The organism is Nonomuraea sp. NPDC054003 (genome assembly GCF_055585125.1).
In genome coordinates this window covers 261,684-278,281 of the sequence record NZ_JBVJKR010000007.1, presented here as the reverse complement: position 1 = coordinate 278,281, position 16,598 = coordinate 261,684, and the positions used below count along the sequence as shown (strand labels likewise).

Annotated in this window: 18 protein-coding genes; 8 read left to right on the top strand and 10 right to left on the bottom strand. The window is 71.1% G+C overall.

From position 1 onward, the window contains the following. Positions 1 to 21: 21 nt before the first annotated feature. The 3 genes from ACZ6YG_RS20590 to ACZ6YG_RS20580 are packed head-to-tail and all read right to left on the bottom strand — an operon-like array spanning position 22 to position 3,675. Complete coding sequence (locus ACZ6YG_RS20590) at positions 22 to 2,226, bottom strand: xanthine dehydrogenase family protein molybdopterin-binding subunit (protein ID WP_466018908.1); 2,205 nt, start codon at positions 2,224 to 2,226, stop codon at positions 22 to 24. After that, positions 2,223 to 3,212, bottom strand: coding sequence for an FAD binding domain-containing protein (locus tag ACZ6YG_RS20585; RefSeq protein ID WP_148030889.1), 990 nt, complete (start codon positions 3,210 to 3,212; stop codon positions 2,223 to 2,225). Before ACZ6YG_RS20585 ends, ACZ6YG_RS20590 begins: the two co-directional genes overlap by 4 nt. Continuing rightward, positions 3,205 to 3,675, bottom strand: a complete 471-nt coding sequence (locus ACZ6YG_RS20580) for a (2Fe-2S)-binding protein (protein WP_148030888.1) — start codon at positions 3,673 to 3,675, stop codon at positions 3,205 to 3,207. Before ACZ6YG_RS20580 ends, ACZ6YG_RS20585 begins: the two co-directional genes overlap by 8 nt. A 194-nt stretch (positions 3,676 to 3,869) precedes the next feature. Here ACZ6YG_RS20580 and ACZ6YG_RS20575 point away from each other — a divergent pair, with 194 nt between their 5' ends. Then, positions 3,870 to 4,382: an RNA polymerase sigma factor gene (locus tag ACZ6YG_RS20575; RefSeq protein WP_466018907.1), complete on the top strand. Its 513-nt coding sequence runs from the start codon at positions 3,870 to 3,872 to the stop codon at positions 4,380 to 4,382. Beyond that, complete coding sequence (locus ACZ6YG_RS20570; RefSeq protein WP_466018906.1) at positions 4,379 to 5,260, top strand: hypothetical protein; 882 nt, start codon at positions 4,379 to 4,381, stop codon at positions 5,258 to 5,260. The genes ACZ6YG_RS20575 and ACZ6YG_RS20570 overlap by 4 nt, the downstream gene beginning before the upstream one ends. A 25-nt stretch (positions 5,261 to 5,285) precedes the next feature. On the opposite strand, the gene ACZ6YG_RS20565 is transcribed toward ACZ6YG_RS20570, so the two are convergent. After that, positions 5,286 to 5,837, bottom strand: a complete 552-nt coding sequence (locus ACZ6YG_RS20565; RefSeq protein WP_364235614.1) for a mycothiol transferase — start codon at positions 5,835 to 5,837, stop codon at positions 5,286 to 5,288. A gap of 86 nt (positions 5,838 to 5,923) precedes the next feature. Here ACZ6YG_RS20565 and ACZ6YG_RS20560 point away from each other — a divergent pair, with 86 nt between their 5' ends. The 3 genes from ACZ6YG_RS20560 (at position 5,924) to ACZ6YG_RS20550 (ending at position 7,960) form a co-directional block, all read left to right on the top strand. Beyond that, positions 5,924 to 6,661 (top strand): aminoglycoside phosphotransferase family protein, encoded by a 738-nt coding sequence (locus ACZ6YG_RS20560; protein WP_466018905.1) that lies wholly within the window; start codon positions 5,924 to 5,926, stop codon positions 6,659 to 6,661. Between the two features lie 169 nt (positions 6,662 to 6,830). Then, positions 6,831 to 7,376 (top strand): hypothetical protein, encoded by a 546-nt coding sequence (locus ACZ6YG_RS20555; protein WP_466018904.1) that lies wholly within the window; start codon positions 6,831 to 6,833, stop codon positions 7,374 to 7,376. 71 nt (positions 7,377 to 7,447) lie between these two features. Then, positions 7,448 to 7,960, top strand: a complete 513-nt coding sequence (locus ACZ6YG_RS20550; protein WP_466018903.1) for a hypothetical protein — start codon at positions 7,448 to 7,450, stop codon at positions 7,958 to 7,960. 103 nt (positions 7,961 to 8,063) lie between these two features. Here the strand turns inward: ACZ6YG_RS20550 and ACZ6YG_RS20545 are convergent, their stop codons facing one another. Next, the gene (locus ACZ6YG_RS20545) at positions 8,064 to 8,558 is read right to left on the bottom strand and encodes a winged helix-turn-helix transcriptional regulator (protein WP_466018902.1); all 495 of its coding nucleotides are present in this window, start codon (positions 8,556 to 8,558) and stop codon (positions 8,064 to 8,066) included. 73 nt (positions 8,559 to 8,631) lie between these two features. Here ACZ6YG_RS20545 and ACZ6YG_RS20540 point away from each other — a divergent pair, with 73 nt between their 5' ends. Further along, a complete protein-coding gene (locus tag ACZ6YG_RS20540; RefSeq protein ID WP_219547226.1) occupies positions 8,632 to 9,228 on the top strand; it encodes a dihydrofolate reductase family protein in 597 nt (198 codons plus the stop codon). Beyond that, positions 9,222 to 10,058, top strand: coding sequence for an MBL fold metallo-hydrolase (locus ACZ6YG_RS20535; RefSeq protein WP_466018901.1), 837 nt, complete (start codon positions 9,222 to 9,224; stop codon positions 10,056 to 10,058). Before ACZ6YG_RS20540 ends, ACZ6YG_RS20535 begins: the two co-directional genes overlap by 7 nt. A 64-nt stretch (positions 10,059 to 10,122) precedes the next feature. Here the strand turns inward: ACZ6YG_RS20535 and ACZ6YG_RS20530 are convergent, their stop codons facing one another. The 4 genes from ACZ6YG_RS20530 to ACZ6YG_RS20515 all read right to left on the bottom strand — a co-directional run bounded on the left by ACZ6YG_RS20530 (position 10,123) and on the right by ACZ6YG_RS20515 (position 14,206). After that, complete coding sequence (locus tag ACZ6YG_RS20530) at positions 10,123 to 10,362, bottom strand: hypothetical protein (protein ID WP_466018900.1); 240 nt, start codon at positions 10,360 to 10,362, stop codon at positions 10,123 to 10,125. Positions 10,363 to 10,520: 158 nt separating this feature from the next. Further along, positions 10,521 to 11,069, bottom strand: a complete 549-nt coding sequence (locus tag ACZ6YG_RS20525; RefSeq protein ID WP_271275077.1) for a hypothetical protein — start codon at positions 11,067 to 11,069, stop codon at positions 10,521 to 10,523. Between the two features lie 168 nt (positions 11,070 to 11,237). Beyond that, complete coding sequence (locus ACZ6YG_RS20520) at positions 11,238 to 12,353, bottom strand: acyltransferase family protein (RefSeq protein ID WP_466018899.1); 1,116 nt, start codon at positions 12,351 to 12,353, stop codon at positions 11,238 to 11,240. 62 nt (positions 12,354 to 12,415) lie between these two features. Beyond that, complete coding sequence (locus tag ACZ6YG_RS20515) at positions 12,416 to 14,206, bottom strand: AMP-dependent synthetase/ligase (protein WP_466019003.1); 1,791 nt, start codon at positions 14,204 to 14,206, stop codon at positions 12,416 to 12,418. Between the two features lie 284 nt (positions 14,207 to 14,490). Between ACZ6YG_RS20515 and ACZ6YG_RS20510 the strand changes: the two genes are divergently transcribed. After that, positions 14,491 to 14,997 (top strand): hypothetical protein, encoded by a 507-nt coding sequence (locus tag ACZ6YG_RS20510; RefSeq protein ID WP_466018898.1) that lies wholly within the window; start codon positions 14,491 to 14,493, stop codon positions 14,995 to 14,997. 72 nt (positions 14,998 to 15,069) lie between these two features. Here ACZ6YG_RS20510 and ACZ6YG_RS20505 read toward each other — a convergent pair whose 3' ends face one another. Further along, positions 15,070 to 16,287, bottom strand: a complete 1,218-nt coding sequence (locus ACZ6YG_RS20505; protein ID WP_466018897.1) for a pentapeptide repeat-containing protein — start codon at positions 16,285 to 16,287, stop codon at positions 15,070 to 15,072. Between the last annotated feature and the right edge of the window lie 311 nt (positions 16,288 to 16,598).

Genomic DNA, 16,598 nt, shown 5'->3' with positions numbered 1-16,598 from the left:
GCTGCCGCCGGGTCACGGTGCTCAGAGAAGATCGTCGATCGTGATGGGCACGGAGCGGATGCGCCTGCCCGTGGCGTGGAAGACGGCGTTGGCGATGGCGGCGGCCATCCCGACGAGCCCGATCTCGCCGACGCCCTTCACCCCGACCGGGTTGTACGCGTCCGGGACCCCGACGAAGGTCACGTCGAGGTCCGGGACGTCGGCGTTCACCGGCACGAGGTAGTCGCCCAGGGTGGCGTTGGCGATCCGGCCGGTTCCCCGATCGGTGACCGTCTCCTCGAACATCGCCATCCCGATCCCGCCGACCGTGCCGCCGATGATCTGACTCCTGGCCAGCTTCTCGTTGAGTATCAGGCCGCCGTCGATCACCGACACGACCCGCGCCACGCGCAGCCGCCCCAGCTCGGGATCCACCCGGACCTCCACGAACCGCGCGCCGAACGGCCCGGCGGGAGCCATCCCGGCCTCCTCCGCCCGGCGCGGCTCGCTGTCGCCGTCCGCGCTCAGCTCCTCCAGCCCGTGCGCGGCCAGGATGCCGGTGTAGGACTCGCCCTGCCCGGGCTCGCCGGCGCGGTGGATCCGCCCGTCCGTGACGGTGACGTCGTCGGCCCCGCAGCCGGCCAGCGGCGAGGCCGGGTCGGCGCCCGCCAGGTCGAGGAAGGCCCGCAGAAGGGCACGGCAGGCCGCGTACACGGCGTTGCCCAGGGCCGCGGTGAGTCCGGAGCCGCCCGCCTGGGGCCCCGGGGGCATGCCGGTGTCGCCGAGCCCGAACGTGACGCTCCCCGGCTCCAGGCCGAGCAGCTCGGCCGACAGCTGCGTCATGACCGTGTACGTGCCGGTGCCGATATCGGTCACCGCGCTGCGCACGTACGCCGTCCCGTCGCCGCGCACGGTCACCCTGGCCCGGCAGGGCGCCTGGTACCAGAAGTAGCTGACCCCGGCCAGGCCGTACCCGACGAGCCAGTCACCCTCGCGCATCGAGCCGGGTTCGGCCCCGCGCCGGGCCCAGCCGAAGCGGTCGGCGCCGACCTCGTAGCACTCGCGCAGCGCCTTGCTCGACCACGGCAGGCCGGAGCGCGGGTGGACCTCGGCGTAGTTGCGTAGCCGCAGCTCCAGCGGGTCGAGGCCGAGCATGTAGGACAGTTCGTCCATCGCCGACTCGAGCGCGAAGTTGCCCTGGGCCTCGCCCGGCGCGCGCATCGAGTTGGTCCACGGGATGTTCAGCCGGACCTGCTGGTCCCGGGAGGAGACGTTCGGGCAGGCGTACGCCGTCGTGGAGACGGACGAGCACGGCTCGATGTTGTCCCCCTCGATCGAGAGGGTCGACACGCTCTCGTGCTCGATCGCGGTCAGCCGGCCGTCGCGGGTGGCGCCGAGCCGGACGCGCTGCGCCGTGGCCGGGCGGTGGCCGATGCCCGTGAACATCTCCGGGCGGGCCAGTTCGAGCCTGACCGGCCGCCGGGTCCGCCGCGCCGCCATCGCGGCGAGCACGACGTGCGGCCAGACGCGCAGCCCCGCGCCGAAGCCACCGCCGACGTACGGGACCAGCACCCGCACTCCCGCCTCCGGCACGCCGAACATCCGCGCGAGCGTGGCCCGCACCAGGACGGGCCACTGGGTGGAGTCGTGCACGGTGAGCGCGTCGCCGTCCCACGCGGCCAGCGTGGTGAAGAGGCCGAGCGGGTTGTTGGTGTTCTCGGCGGTGGTGTACGACGCGTCGACGACGGCGTCCGCGCGGGCGAGCCCGGCGGCCACGTCACCCCATGAGGCGTCGCTGCCCCACGGGTCCGCCACCCGCTCCGCCCGCGGGTCGTCGAGATCCAGCAGCGGCTCGGCCCGCTCGTAGCCGACCTCGACCCGCCGCGCCCCCGCCCTGGCCTGCTCGGGCGTGTCCGCCACGACGACGGCGACGTACTGGCCGTAGTAGAGGATCCGGTCGTCCTGCAGCGGGGGCGGCGGCGTACGCAGGAGGGACTCCGGGCCGGAGCCGAGTCGCGGCGCGTTGAGGTGCGTGAGCACCGCCAGCACGCCCGGGGCGCTCTCGGCCGTGCCCGTGTCGAGCCGGGTGATCCGCCCTGAGGCGATCGTGGCCCGCACGACGGCGGCGTGGGCCATGCCGGGCAGGCTGACGTCGTTGGGGTACGGCGCCGCGCCGGTCACCTTGAGCGGGCCGTCCACCCGGTCCGTTCCGGCGCCGACGATCCGGGGCCGTTCGACGGTCGTCATGACGCCACCCCCGCGACGGTACGCAGCGCGCGCGTCAGCGTGCGCTTGGCCAGCTCCACCTTGAAAGCCGTGCCCGGCACGGTGAACGGGTCACGCACCGCCCGCTCGGCGGCCTCCCGGAACGCGGCCGGGCCCGCCGGCGCGCCGCGCAGGATCTCCTCCGCGTCGCGGGCCCGCCACGGTACGGTGCCGACCCCGCCGAGCGCGACCCGTGCCTCCCGGATCAGGCCGCCGTCGAGCAGCAGGGTCACAGCCGCTGAGGTGAGCGCGAACTCGTAGGACATGCGGTCGCGGACCTTCAGGTAGCCCGACCGAGTGCCTTCCGGAGGCAGCGGGACGTCCACGGCGGTGATCAGCTCACCCTGGCCGAGCATGTGCTCCACATCGGGCGTGGCCTCCGGTAGCAGGTAGAAGTCGGTGAGCGGGATGGTCCGCTCCCCCGCGGACCCCCGGACGCGCACGATCGCGTCGAGCGCCACCAGCGGGACGGCCAGGTCGGAGGCGTGCGACGCGATGCAGTGCTCGCTCGCTCCGAGGATCGCGTGCATGCGGGCGGCGCCGGTGACGGCCGCGCAGCCGGTGCCGCGGCGGCGCTTGTTGCAGTCGGGCACGGTCGGGTCGCGGAAGTAGCGGCAGCGGGTGCGCTGCAGCAGGTTGCCGCCGATGGTGGCCATGTTGCGCAGCTGGACCGACGCGCCGAGCAGCAGCGCCTCGCGGACGAACGGCGCCCGCGCGCTCACGTACGGGTCGGCCGCGAGTTCCTCCATCGTGGTCAGCGCCCCCACCCGCAGCGTGTCGCCGTCGAGCCGGACGCCGCGCAGCGGGAGCCTGGTGATGTCCACGAGCCGTCCGGGCTCCAGCACGCCGTCCTTCATGAGGTCGAGCTGGGTCGTGCCGCCTGCCAGGTAGCAGGCTCCCGGGTCGGCGCTCACCGTGGCGACGGCCTGCCCCACCTCGGCCGCCCGGACGTAGGTGAACTCACGCATCGCCGCCACCCGCCCCGGCGACCTCGCGGATGGCCGCCACGATGTTCGGATAGGCGCCGCAGCGGCAGAGGTTGCCGCTCATGAACTCCCTGATGTCCGGGTCCGAGCCCGCGCGCCCCTCGGCCAGCAGGCACACCGCCGACATGATCTGCCCGGAGGTGCAGTAGCCGCACTGGAAGGCGTCGTGCCGCACGAACGCCTCCTGCATCGGGTGCGGGCCGCCTTCGGAGCCCAGCCCTTCGATCGTGGTGATCGCCCGGCCGTCGCACTGGGCGGCGAGCGTGAGGCAGGACAGGATGCGCCTGCCGTCCGCGATCACCGTGCACGCGCCGCAGGCACCCTGGTCGCAGCCCTTCTTCGTGCCGGTCAGACCCAGCCGGTCGCGGAGCGCGTCCAGCAGGGTGAGGCGGGCGTCATCCAGGTCGAGCGGATAGTCCCTGCCGTTGACGGTCAACGTCGTCATGTCCCCGAGTCCCCCGAATGCCGAGCCGGTCCGGGGGGAGATCCATTTCGTACGGTACCCGCGTACTCCGAAGATGTACCCGACGTCCCCCGAGCGTCTTGACCGGAGGCGGGCCGAACTCCTCGTCATCTGCAACGCGCTGAAGGGTGCCGGACATTTACCAAGGTGTCCGGCAATTTTCGCGAGGAGACTTTGTGACACATCAAGATCGCTTCGAGGCGATCTATGACGCGTACTACCCGGCCATACATCAGTACGCCGCCCGTCGTACCCGTTCGGCCGACGACACCGCCGATGTCATCTCCGACACGTTCCTCACCGCCTGGCGGCGCATCGACGACGTGCCCGACGGTGAGCGGGCGCTGCTGTGGCTGTACGGCGTGGCCCGCCGGATCCTGGCCAACCAGCAACGCGGCGCCTCACGCAGAGCCGTGCTCGCCGACCGCCTCCGTGACGAACTGGCCGCCGACCGGCCGGTCACACCGGTCGAACTTGAGCACGTCCGCGCCGCCTTCGACGAGTTGCCCGAGGGTGACCGCGAGGTGCTGGCGCTGGCCTGCTGGGAGGAGTTGACCAGTGAGCAGATCGCCAGAGTCATGGGATGTACGACCATCGCCGCCCGGACCCGGCTGCATCGGGCGCGCAAGCGGCTGGCGGCGAGGCTGGAGCGATCGGCGTTCGCGATCATTTCGATGGGGGAAGCATGAGTGAGATCGACAACCTGGTGAGAGCCATCGATCGTGCCCCGCACGCGCCGTCCCAGGGGCCTGGCGCGTCCGAGCTGCGGGCGGCGATCATGGCGACGCCGGTCCCTCGCCGTCGCCTGTCGTGGCTGCCGCGGCGTGCCCGCCCGGCTGTCCTGGCCTCGGCGGTCACCGCAGCCGCTGTGGCCGTCGCGATCGGCGTCGGCCTTCCATCCGGCGGTCCGGCGACCGAGTACGCCAACACGGCGGTCTCCATCAACAAGTCCGGCGACTATTTCGCCGTGACCATCACCGACCCCACGGCCGACCGGCGGCGCTTCGAGGAAGCGTTTCGCGCGGTCGGGCTGAACGTCTCGGTGAAGGTCATTCCGGTGGCTCCGGACGAGGTCGGCCAACTGATCGGCCCGGTCGTGCCGGAGGGCTTCGACTGGCACGGAAGCATCGGGACGCAGGCGGTGACACCCTGCGCTTCGGCATTCTGCGGCAAGGTCTGGATGCCCTCGGACTTCCCCGGACGCGTCCTCTTCGGAGTCGGCCGTCCTGCCGAGCCGGGCGAGGCCTACGCGGAACCCCTTCTCTACGCCCCGGGGGACGAATCCCTGGAGGGCTACGAGGTTCACGGCAAGACGGTCAAGGCCGTACGCGCCGAAGTGCACCAACGCGGATTGAAGGTCGGCTATCGCCTGCTGTGGGACCTTCCCGAGGGCGGCTTCTTCGATCAGCCGGTCTCCGCGGATCGGGTCGAGGATGACTGGATCGTCAACGGATCCCGCGACCACAGCTCCGACACCGTCGACCTCTTCGTCATCCCCGGATCCGGTTCCGCCCCCGATCCCCGGGAGGTCGCCACACCCAAGTGGTACGACGACCAGCCAGGTTGATCGTCAGGTCCGAAGCGTTCTGTGCCTAGCTCACCTGGCGCCAGCCGGGTGGGGGGTCCTCACCGGCCCGGCCGTCGACCGCCTCGCGCAGGAGGTCGGCGTGGCCGGTGTGCCTGCCGTACTCCTCGATCAGGTCGCAGACCAGGCGGCGCAGGCTGGCGTGCCGTCCGTCGGGGGTGGAGACGTGGGCGAGCTGGTCGAGGCCGCCGTCGGCCAGCGCGGCGGCGAGCGTGGCGCGGGAGCGGGCGACCGCGTCGTCCCAGAGCCGGTACAGGTGCTCTGGACTGTCGGTGTCTGCGGAGGTGAACGGCCAGTCGTCGCCGCCCTCCCAGTCCTCCCACGCCGAGCCGATCGGCTTGCCCCGGAACTTGACGTTGAACATGTGGTCCTCCACCACGGCCAGGTGCTTGAGCAGGCGGCCGAGGGTGAGCGCGGAGGCGCCCACCCGGGTCCGCAGCCCGTCCTCGTCCAGGCCGTCGGCCTTCCAGCGGAAGGTGGTGCGCAGCCGATCGAGCGCGCCGAGCAGGTGGGCGCTCTCGTCACCGGCCAGCGGCGGTTCCCATGGCGTATCGGTCATGTCGTAACCCTGGCATGGGATCGAGGGTGGTCAGCCGTCCAGTCGTACGCGATAAATCCGGCTATGTCGGCGATCATCCTGAGATAATGGCCGATGTGGAGGAGGTCGAGGTCGTCGTGGCCCATCAGGAGCGCGCGACCCTGCGCGTCGGCGACGTGTTCCTGAAGATCGACGCTGATCGGACGCGCGCCGACGTCGAGGTCGAGGCGATGGCCATGGCGCCGATCCCCACCCCGGAGGTCCTGTGGCGGAAGCCGCCCGTGCTCGCCCTCGCTGCCCTGCCGGGGACGGCGCTCGGCCGCCTCGGCGAACCGTCGACCGCGTCGTCGGCGGCGTGGGCCGCGGCGGGTGCCGCCGCACGCACGCTGCACGACGCGCCGCCGCCGCCCTGGCCCGGCCGGAGCCTCGACGAGGTCGCATCGCGCCTCGACGGCGAATGCGCGTGGCTCGTCACGAACGGCATCCTCCCCGCCGACGTGGTCACCCGGAACCGCCGGGTCGCCGAGGCCGCGCTCCGGCCGTGGACACCGGTGTTCACGCACGGCGACCTGCAGGTCACCCACGTGTTCGCCGACGGCGACGAGATCACCGGCGTGATCGACTGGTCCGAGGCGGGGCCGGGCGACGCCCTGTTCGACCTCGCCACCTTGACGCTCGGACACGAGGAGCGCCTCGGCGACGTCGTCGCCGGCTACGGCACCGAGGTCGACCTCGACGTGATCCGCGCGTGGTGGTCCTTACGGAGCCTGCGGGCGGTCCGCTGGCTGATCGAGCACGGCTTCGACCCGTGGCCCGAGGTCGCCGTGCTGAACTCCCGGCTGTGAGGCCGCACGAGCCCGACGTCTACGCCATGTCCTGACGCGAGCGGCGCACACCCAGGTGAAAGTTTCAGTCTCGACGTGCGCGGACGCCTGCCCGCGCCCCCGGCGCTGGTCGGCCCGGCCTGCCCGGTTCTATGGTGACGATCTCGAACCTCCTTGCGAGAGGGACACCATGGCACTCAGCGCTCGTCGTCCTGCCCAGGTTCTGCGCCTCGCCCTCGTCTTCGCCCTGATGCTGACCGCCGGCGCGGTGCTGTCCGCTCCCGCCGCGCTCGCCGCCGCCTACCGCTCCGCCACCTCCTCGGGCTGGGGCCCCAGCCCGGCGGCGGGAAAGGCGGCCGCCGAGGCCAACGCCCGCGCCGCGCTGAACCAGCAGGCCGCCGCGGCCGGCGAGGTCTGCTCGGGCGTGTCTGTCACCACCAGGCACCTCTACACCGCGCCCGACGGTTCGGCGTGGATCTACGAGGCGACCGCGTCAGGCAACTGCGAGGTCCCGCCGCCGGTGTCGTACACCGTCCCGCGCACCGAGACCCGTCAGGCCGGCGGCACGAGCCCGAACGTGGCCGTCGAGAACGGCGCGCAGGCCGCCCGCGCGGCGCTCCTGGCCGCGGGCCAGGCGTGCACGGGCTACGCCACGACGTCGTCCCTGGTCTACACCGCGCCCGGCGGCGCGTGGTGGATCTACGACGTCACCGTCTCGGCCACCTGCACCCACTGACACCGGCACCACGAAAGAAGACGGCCGACCACTCTTCGCATTCATGCAGTCGCCCTGAGTAACATGCGTCCATGACGAGACCGTTCCGCAGCTTGACCATGCTGTTCACCGCCGCACTGGCCCTTACGGCGGTCCCACACCCCGCCTCCGCGTCCTCGCAGAACCCTCCCCGCGGCTGCGCCATGAAGGAGATCACCTCCGGCAACTACTCCGCCAGGGCCACGATCTGCCTCACCGAGGCGTGGAAGACCCACACCTTCGGCGAACGCACCCTGGAGCCGACCAACACGCTCACCCTGGAGTGCTGGCACGGCGTCGCCCTGTGGTCCAACTCCGACTGCTCGATGAGCTCGAAGCTGTCCCTGTCGAAGGACGGCGTCCCCGCCTGGACCGAGTCGCGCAGCAACAGCGTGTGCATCGCCCGCTCCGGCAACACCAGCACCTACACCGACCACTACGCGTGCCGGGGACGGGGCGAGTACGAGCTGCGGTTCGAAGGCGGCACGGTCCACGTCACCCCGCATTCCAGCAGCGCCAGCCTGACCATCCCGGCCTTCTCCGTGAAGGCGCGCGGCTGCGCCTGAACGCCGACCGCAGGTGAGGGGCTCCCCCGGACGACGGGGCAGCCCCTCATTCATGTCGGCGGCGCCGAACGACGTGACGGCCAGCTATCGAAGCCCGGGGAGGTCAGGGCGGGGCCGTTCCGTCACTCGCGGCACAGGCGGCGTCGAGGCGCTCGAACGGCCCCGGACCGTCGTGCGGCTTCGGCGGGGCCCCGAGGTGGCGGACGCGAAGCTCGTCCATCAGCTCCTCGACGAACGCCGGGCCCTCATCGCGCATGAGCCGCTGCCGGCTCCGGAGCTCGTCGCCGCCCGGCCGCCAGTCGAGGCCCCAGTTGCCGAGGGCGTAGATGATCGGAAGGGTCTGGATGCCGGCTTCGGTGAGGCTGTAGCGGGCGCGCTGCCCCCGCACGGCGGTGCCGCGGGTGAGGATCCCCGCCTCGACGAGCCGTACGAGACGGTCGGCGAGGATGTTCGAGGCGATACCCTCGATCGACCCGGTGAGCAGCGCCCGGAAGTAGCGGCGGTCGCCGAAGATGACGTCGCGCAGCACGAGCAGCGACCAGCGATCTCCGAGCACCTCGACGGCGGCGTTGATCGGACACCCGGACCGTGGTTCCACTTGTTCCTCCTTGACAGGTATTTCGCCCCCCCTATAGTAGTTGCACACTGCAACCACTTTGGAAGAGGAGCTGATGGGTCGCTTCATCTACTCGATGCAGGTATCCCTCGACCTGCGGATCGAGCAGGTTCCGGGGGACAACGGCGCCGGCGAGTGGCTGCGCGTCGACGAGGAGCTGCACCGCGAGGCCAACGCGCGGACGCGGGCGCTCGCGCTCATGGTCCACGGCCGGGTCTACTACGAGGCCATGGAGGAATACTGGCCGCGGTCAAGCGAGGACGCGTCGCTGCCGGACGTCATGCGCGAGTACGGCGAGATCTGGACCGCCAAGCCCAAGGTGCTCGTCTCCCGCACCCGCCGCAGCGCCGGCCACAACACCCGGATCATCGGCGGGGACGACGCGATCGAGCGGCTCGCCGCCCTGCGGGCCGAGACCGACGGCAGCATCAGCGTGGGCGGCGCGGCGCTCGCGACGCAGCTGCTCCGGGCGGGGCTTCTTGACGAGTTGCTGCTCTTCACCCATCCCTCGATCCTCGGCTTCGGCAGGCCGCTGTTCGACGACTACGACCTGCCGATCGATCTCGACCTGCTGGAGCAGCGATCGTTCGAGCAGGGCGTCACGATGCATCACTACGCCGTACGGGACGCGAAGGAGACGAGCTCGTGCTGAGGCAGGTCGCGGAGGGTGTGCTCGTCCATCAGAGCGAGCTTCTCCAGAACAACACCGTCGTCGTGCTGGGCCGGGCCGGCGTGATGCTCATCGACGCCGGGATAACGGGCGACGAAATGGCGTGCCTCGCGAACGACCTTCGCGAGCTGGGCCGGCCTGTTGTGGCAGGCTTCTCGACGCATCCTGACTGGGATCACGTGCTCTGGCACGCAGCGCTCGGCGACGCGCCCCGTTACGGTACGGCCCGCTGTGCGGCTTCCATGCGAGACCTGCGCTCGAACCCGGATTGGAAAGACCGCGTCGCCGAAGGGCTGCCGCCGGAGATCGCCGACGAGACACCGCTGGACCTGTTCGGCCTCATCACCGCTCTGCCTGCCGGAACCACCCGGATTCCGTGGGATGGCCCTCAAGTCCGGATCATCGAGCATCCGGCTCATTCCCCGGGCCACGCGGCGCTGTTGATCGAGGAACGCGGGGTTCTCGTCGCCGGCGACATGCTGTCCGATGTCCTGGTTCCGATGTTCGACGACTTCAACGGCACCAACGACCCGGTCGAGGAGTACCTCGTCGGGCTGCGGCTGCTCGAGGACGTGGCGGGCGACGCCGATGTCCTCGTCCCCGGTCACGGGTCCGTCGGCGGAGCCGACCAGATACGCGCGCGGATCGAACTGGACCGCGCGTACGTGCACGCCTTGCGTGACGGCCGTACTCCCGACGACCCACGACTCGGCCCGTCGGCCAAGCCCGGCTGGGAATGGGTGAGCGACATACACGCGGGCCAAGCCCAGAGCCTCGCCCGGAGAAGCGAACGCGACGGGACGCCCGGCTAGCGCTCGGCGTGCGGCACAGCCGGTACGCGCGAACGCGAGGAAGTTCCGGCGGCCTTGGGGACGCTCAGGTGGTCCACCAGCCCCGCAGCGTGTCGAGCGCCGGCGTGGACAGCCAGTTGACGACGAAGCCGAGCAGGAAGGCCAGGACCAGGAAGACCGCCTGCTGCACGAGCTGCGCCCTGGCCTGGCCGACCAGGTGCTTGCCGATGACGACGTCCACCATCCTGGTCTGCTCCTCCGTCAGCTGGACGAGTCCGAGGATGAGGCCCACGACGATCGCCCACCCGAACATGACGGCGAGCACGACGCTCGCACCGGCGGCGAACCCCCTGAGGAGCTCCGACCCCCATGCGAAAAGCGTCTCGGCCGGCGGCCGGTTCTGCTCGCCCCGCCCGGGGTCACCCTCAGAAGACGGAGATGTCTGCACTCCATCAGGGCTCGTCCGGACCACCGAACGCGAGCTCACCGGCGAGTCCGCCAGGTGCCGGAGGTGAGCAGGACGCCCACGACGAGCCAGTAGAGGCCGGCGATCAGCCCGCCGCCGAGCTGGGCGAGGATGATCTCGCACGCCCAGAGGGCCGGAAGGGCCGCCGCCACGGCGCGGGGCACCTGCCCGGCCCGCCACAGCGACACCGCCATCATGATCGCCCCCACGAGCATGCCGAGGTTCGCCGGTACGGCCACGAAGGGGAACCACGCGTAGTCCTCGCCGCGCAGGTTCGACGACGTGGCGCCGAACGCCAGCAGGACGTGGCCGGCCGAGACGACGACGGCTCCCACGAGGGCGGTACGGCCGCCGTGGCGGGCCAGCGCGACGAGGCCGGGGACGAGAAGGATCAGCGAGGCCGCGAACAGGCCCAGAAGGAGGTGCTCCTCACCGAGCACGCGAGGATCATCGTCCATGGGCCGCATCGCCTGCATCACGCCCGTGACGGCCATGGCCAGCCCGCCGGCGGACGCCGCCAGCCCCGCCGCCACCCGCCCGCTCTGCGCCGTTTCGTTGATGGTCACGGCGTCACGGTAGGAAGCGGCGGCGGCCGGGCGCGTCCACCACGGGAGCGCCGCCTTCGTACGACCGGAGGCTGATGCGACTACGCCGCACGGCTGATGCCCTCGGACCGGCGGTGGGGTATCCCGGCGCAAGGGGGCCGTCACGGCGAGCGGATCAGCGTGCCGAGGTCAGCGACCTGCCTCTTTACGGGGCCGGCGGGCGGCCAGCTCGACCTGGAGGAACAGGGCGGCCAGCACGGCCAGCACGGCCGAAGGGGCCAGGAGCCACAGCCAGCGCTGGGCCCACCAGCCGGCGGTGGGCTCCGCCGACAGGGTGCCGCCCAGCCCTTCATAGGCCCACAGCACCACCAGGTAGGCGGTCATGTGCCAGAGAAAGATGGTCAACGCGGCCACGTTGAGGGCCACCACCGGCTTCCAGGCAACCGGCCGGCGCAGCAGGCGCTCCGCGGCCGGCGTGATCAGGGCCAGCAGCCCGAGTTGGAAGACGGCCAGGGCGGCGATGGCGGCGTTGGTCGGGAAGATGTTGGATTCGGCGCCGGTGGTGCCCACCATCGAGAGGGGGTAGCCCGCTCCCACGGTCAGCCCGGCCAGCCCGGCCAGCCCGATCCCGGCGACGGCCAGCCGTTGCGCCGGCGGCCGCCGCCCCAGCTCCCAGCCGCGCCAGGCGTAGCCGAGCTGGTGGCAGAACAGCCACACCAGGGCGGCGGTCACCCAGCCCGCCCAGACCAGGCCGGCGCCGCGGTTCGCCACGCTGCCGAGAGCGATCAGCAGCACGAGCGCCGCCAGGACTCCGGCTCCGTAGCGGTCGTGCAGGCTCGCGGTGATCGGCACCACGGCGATCAGCAGGCCGTACACGCCCAGGAACCACAGCGGCGTCAGGTAACCGGGGAACCACTCCCACATCCATCGGTGCGGGCCGGGCAGGGCGGCGGCGATCAGCTCGCCGGCGAGCCAGACCATGGCCCAGACGGCGGTCGGCCACAGCAGCCGGCGCAACCGGCCCCGGACGAACTGGCCGGCGGTCGTCCCGCGTGCCTGGGCCCGCTGCCGGCCGACCAGGTTGGCGTACCCGCCGACCAGGAAGAACACCGGCATGATCTGCAGCACCCAGGTGGCCAGCCAGCCACCGGGCACGGCATCGATCGGGTTGGGCATGGCCAGGCTGCCCTCGGCGGTGCGATGGTTGACCGACAAGGTCCAGTGCCAGAGGGTGACGACCACGATGCACAGCGCGCGGGCGGCGTCGACCACCCGGTCACGGGACGCCGGCGTGTCCGCCACCATCCGGTCCAGCGTCGATCGCCTGCCCGCGACGCGGCCGGTCTGCCGGTCCTGGCGTCCGGCGCTCAGCGGTACAGCTCCTCGATGTCCGCCGCGAAGTCCTTGTGGACCAAGGAACGCTTGACCTTCAGGGTCGGGGTCAGATACCCGTTCTGCTCGGTCAGGTCGACCGCGAGGATCCGGAACCTGCGGATCGACTCGGCCCGGCTCACCGCCCTGTTGGCCTCGTCCACGGCCGTCTGCAGCCTGGACAGCAGATCCGGATCGTCACGGAGCTCGGCCGGGCCGGCGTGCTCGGGCCTGCCGGCGGCCCGCTTCCATGACGCCAGCGCCTCGGCGTCCAGGGTGATCAGGGCGGCGGTGTACGGCCGCCGATCGCCCACGACCACGGCCTGACTGATGAGCCGGTGGGTGCGCAGGCGGTCCTCGAGCGGCTCCGGGGCGAGGTTCTTGCCGCCGGCGGTGACGATGATCTCCTTCTTGCGGCCTGAGATCGTCAGGAACCCGTCCTCGTCCAGGGCGCCGAGGTCGCCGGTGAGCAGCCGGCCATCGGCGGTCTGACTCTCCCTGGTCTTCTGTTCGTCGCGCCAATAGCCCTGGAACAGGATCGGGCCCCTGATCAGAATCTCCCCGTCGTCGTCGATCCGGACCTCGACCCCGGGGAGGGGCGGCCCGACCGTGCCGATCTTCTGTGCGTGGGGCAGATTGACGGTCGCGGCGGCACTGGTCTCGGTCAGCCCGTAGCCTTCCAGCACGGTGATGCCGATTCCTCGGAAGAAGTGGCTCAGCCGTGCGCCCAGCGGCGCTCCGCCGGAGATGGCGTAGGCGACCCGGCCGCCGAGCGCGGCCCGCAGCCGTCCGTACACCAGTCGGTCGGACAGGCGGTGTGCCAGCCGCAGGCGCAAGCCCGGCCGCCCGTCGTCCAGCGCCTGGCTGTAGGCCACGGCGGTCCGCTCGGCCCAGTCGAAGATCCTGCCCTTGCCCTCGGCCTGGGCCCGCTGCTGAGCACTGTTGTGGACCCGCTCGAACACTCTGGGCGCCGCCAGCAGGAACGTCGGCCGCAGGGCGGCCAGGTCCTCGGTCAGCCTGGCCCGGTCGGCGCTGTGCGCCAGGCACACACCCCGTTCCACGCAGGCCACCTGGATCACCCGCGCGAACACGTGGGCCAGTGGGAGGAACAGCAGGGTCGAGGCGTCCCGGCCGAAGATCCGCTCCAGGCTGTCGATCGCGACGCGCGCCTCGTACAGCAGGTTGCCGTGACTCAGCATGCAGCCCTTCGGGCGGCCCGTGGTGCCCGAGGTGTAGATGATCGTCGCCAGGTCGTCGGCCGACACCGCCCGGCGGCGCTCACGCAGCCGGGCCTCGTCCACGGCCAGCCCGTCCTCGCGGAGACGATCCAGCCCGCCGTCGTCGATCTGCCACACCCGCGGCCGCCCGGGCAGGCCCTCGGCCGCGTCCTCGACCAAGCGGCGATGCGTCTCGTGCTCGACCACCGCCGCGACCGGGCCGGCGTCCTCCAGCACCCAGCGGACCTGCTCGGGCGAGGAGGTCTCGTAGATCGGGACCGGCAGCGCCGCCACCGCCCACAATGCGTAGTCCACCAGCGTCCACTCGTAGCTGGTGGCGGCCAGCAGCGCGACCCGATCGCCGGGCTGTATCCCGGCAGCGAGGAAACCGGCCGCCAAGCTGCGGACGTCGGCCGCGAACTGCCCGGCCGTCACCGGACGCCAGCCGCCGGCCGACCGGCGCCGGAACAGGACCATGTCGCCGTCGACCCGGTCGTCGGCGAACACCACGTCGGCGAGCTGGGCGTCGGGGGCAACGGTCATCGGGGCCGGGACTTCACGGACACGCATCATCCGTCCTCCTGTGCAGAAGGGGCGAAGCAATTAGCCTGCTTCCCCAGGTCACCGGGCACACACGTGACAGCCGTCGCCGACCGTGGACCTGGTGAACCGGCTCGCCCATCCCACCGACGCCGACATCGCCGCGGTCGACGCGTGGTGGGCCCCGGGCACCGGCGTCCCATCGACGCCTTCGGGCGGGGCCGCTGTGTCCGGTGAATGTCCTCAGGGTGTCCTGGGCTGATCTATTCGCACCGCATGAGGATGAAGCCCAGAACTGACAGTCAGGAGGACTGATGGGAACTCGCAGCATTCCCAGCCCCAGGCGCGCGCTCAGGGCACTTGTCATGCTCATCGGGTTGGCACTGGTGGTGCCGACCATGATCGTCGCGTCGACGACGTCGGCGACGGCCGCATCGACGGCCACATCGACGGCCGTCGCGACCGCGGCCTGGACCCCTCGGGTCGTTCCGCTCTACTCCGGCGAGCCTCGCATGGACCTGAGTTTCCCTGAGATGCGGGAGGAGTTCCTGGATATCTGCGAGACCGAGCAATTCAATGGTTATGCATGCATCACCGTGGGAGACGGCGACGGAACGCACACCGGCTTCCCCATGTTCAAGTGCGGCTGGCGGAAGGTCTACAACTTCATCAACGCGGGCGCTGTCGTGAACAACCAGTACGGCGGCGCGAGGGTGCGGCTCTACAACGCCTCACAGGCGGAGATCGCGTCCTACGGAAACGGCAGGCACGGCATCCCCAACGAAATCCTGTACGCGACGGAGTGGATCAGCGTCTGCTGAACCAGCCTCCTCGGAACGACGACGTACGCCCCCGCCTGTCACCCGGTGGGGGCGTCTTCGTCTTTTCGAGGGTCACCCATCCGGCGTCAATACCGCGCCGCCGCGCCCGTACTCCAGACGCCATCCCGGCGGCCATGTGTTCCCAGGATTCGGGTGCGTCACCCGGACGTCTGTGCAGGTGACGCGGCCGGCGAAGGTCGCTTTGTCGAACGAGACAGTGCCGCTGAAGGTCGCCTGATCGAAAGAGGTGGTGCCCTTGAAGGTCGCCAGGAGGAACGAAGCCTCTTCGCTGAAGGACGCCTTCTCGAACCAGGTCGAGCCGCCGAAGGTCGCTCCGTAGAAGTCGGCGTGACTGGCGAAGGTCGCGCCCCGGAACGCGGTGTAGTCGGTGAAGGCCGCCCCGCCGAAGTCGGCGTGGCCGGTGAAGGTCGCGCTGTGAAACGAGGCATAGCCGGTGAACGAGGCGTCGCCGACGAAGGTCGCGCGGCTGAACGAGGTGCGGCCGATGAAGGTCGCCCCGTGGAAGTCCGCGTGAAGGACACGGCAGTTGGCGAGACCGAAGTCGAGCAAGGTGGCGTAGGACAGGTCGAGGCGCATGCCCGGCCAGAAGCGCGGGTTGACCGAGGCGGGGCGCTGCCACCAGCGGCGTTCGCACCAGGCCAGGTGGTCGGCGAGAAGGCGCTGCGCGGTGAGCCGAACCTGGCGTTCCTCCTCCGGCACCCGGCCGGCCCGGGTCTCGGTACGGTCAGGCGAACGGGTGCGGGCGGCGCGCTGGGCGGCGCGGATCCGCTGCTGCCGGTCCTCCTCGCGCGGCGGAGTCCACGGCATCCGGAGATACGCGCAGATCACGTCCACGACCGTCTGCCGCAGCCTCGGGTTGTTCTGCGCGAGCTGTTCGAGCGCGTACAGGCCGCCGAGCCGGACCGGGGCCGGGCCGCCGCCGAGCTGTTCGACCGCCTTGCTGAAGCGGTCGGTGTCATGGCCGCGCTCGCCGAGCCGGAAGGTGCGCCGCGCGGTGTCGGCGTTGCGCGCGGTGTAGAACACCGCCAGCAACGCGGCCAGGCCGGTGGCCACGGCCAGGACGTTGCCGCGAACGGCCGCGACGGCGGCGGCCCAGTCGGTGCCGGTCAGCTCGTTCGGGGGCGAGCTCGCCGGTGGTGGGATGCCGTCATCGAGGGTGACGCCGTCGATGTTCTCCAGAACCCAGGTGGCTCCCGGGCCCAGCATCCACACCAGCGCCGGGACGGTCACGAGCACCAGCGCCACCACGATGATCGACGAAGGCTTCACCGTCCGGACTGCCGCTTCGCGTTCTTCTTGGCCATGGGCTTGATGATGCTCAAGCGGCCGGGACGCCGGAGGTCGCGTGACAAGATCGTGACCCCTCGGGGAAGGCCGCGCCATATCGCCGTTAACATTTTCCCGTTAGCGCCTCTTGACCGCATCATCGTTAACGAAATACTGTTGCCATCGATTACATGTCATCCGGTCACCGGCCGGAAGGCTCTCCCGGGACCAGGGACCGGGCCCTGTCGCAGAGCCGGTTCCGTACGGAGAAGGAGCATGATGATCTTCCACGGCAGCGGATCCACCTCTGAACC

Excerpts from the sequence above, each read along its gene's own strand:
- ACZ6YG_RS20590 (WP_466018908.1), bottom strand. The coding sequence starts at position 2,226 with ATGACGACCGTCGAACGGCCCCGGATCGTCGGCGCCGGAACGGACCGG.
- ACZ6YG_RS20585 (WP_148030889.1), bottom strand. The coding sequence starts at position 3,212 with ATGCGTGAGTTCACCTACGTCCGGGCGGCCGAGGTGGGGCAGGCCGTC.
- ACZ6YG_RS20580 (WP_148030888.1), bottom strand. The coding sequence starts at position 3,675 with ATGACGACGTTGACCGTCAACGGCAGGGACTATCCGCTCGACCTGGAT.
- ACZ6YG_RS20570 (WP_466018906.1), top strand. The coding sequence starts at position 4,379 with ATGAGTGAGATCGACAACCTGGTGAGAGCCATCGATCGTGCCCCGCAC.
- ACZ6YG_RS20565 (WP_364235614.1), bottom strand. The coding sequence starts at position 5,837 with ATGACCGATACGCCATGGGAACCGCCGCTGGCCGGTGACGAGAGCGCC.
- ACZ6YG_RS20560 (WP_466018905.1), top strand. The coding sequence starts at position 5,924 with ATGGCCGATGTGGAGGAGGTCGAGGTCGTCGTGGCCCATCAGGAGCGC.
- ACZ6YG_RS20555 (WP_466018904.1), top strand. The coding sequence starts at position 6,831 with ATGGCACTCAGCGCTCGTCGTCCTGCCCAGGTTCTGCGCCTCGCCCTC.
- ACZ6YG_RS20550 (WP_466018903.1), top strand. The coding sequence starts at position 7,448 with ATGACGAGACCGTTCCGCAGCTTGACCATGCTGTTCACCGCCGCACTG.
- ACZ6YG_RS20540 (WP_219547226.1), top strand. The coding sequence starts at position 8,632 with ATGGGTCGCTTCATCTACTCGATGCAGGTATCCCTCGACCTGCGGATC.
- ACZ6YG_RS20520 (WP_466018899.1), bottom strand. The coding sequence starts at position 12,353 with ATGGTGGCGGACACGCCGGCGTCCCGTGACCGGGTGGTCGACGCCGCC.
- ACZ6YG_RS20515 (WP_466019003.1), bottom strand. The coding sequence starts at position 14,206 with ATGCGTGTCCGTGAAGTCCCGGCCCCGATGACCGTTGCCCCCGACGCC.
- ACZ6YG_RS20510 (WP_466018898.1), top strand. The coding sequence starts at position 14,491 with ATGGGAACTCGCAGCATTCCCAGCCCCAGGCGCGCGCTCAGGGCACTT.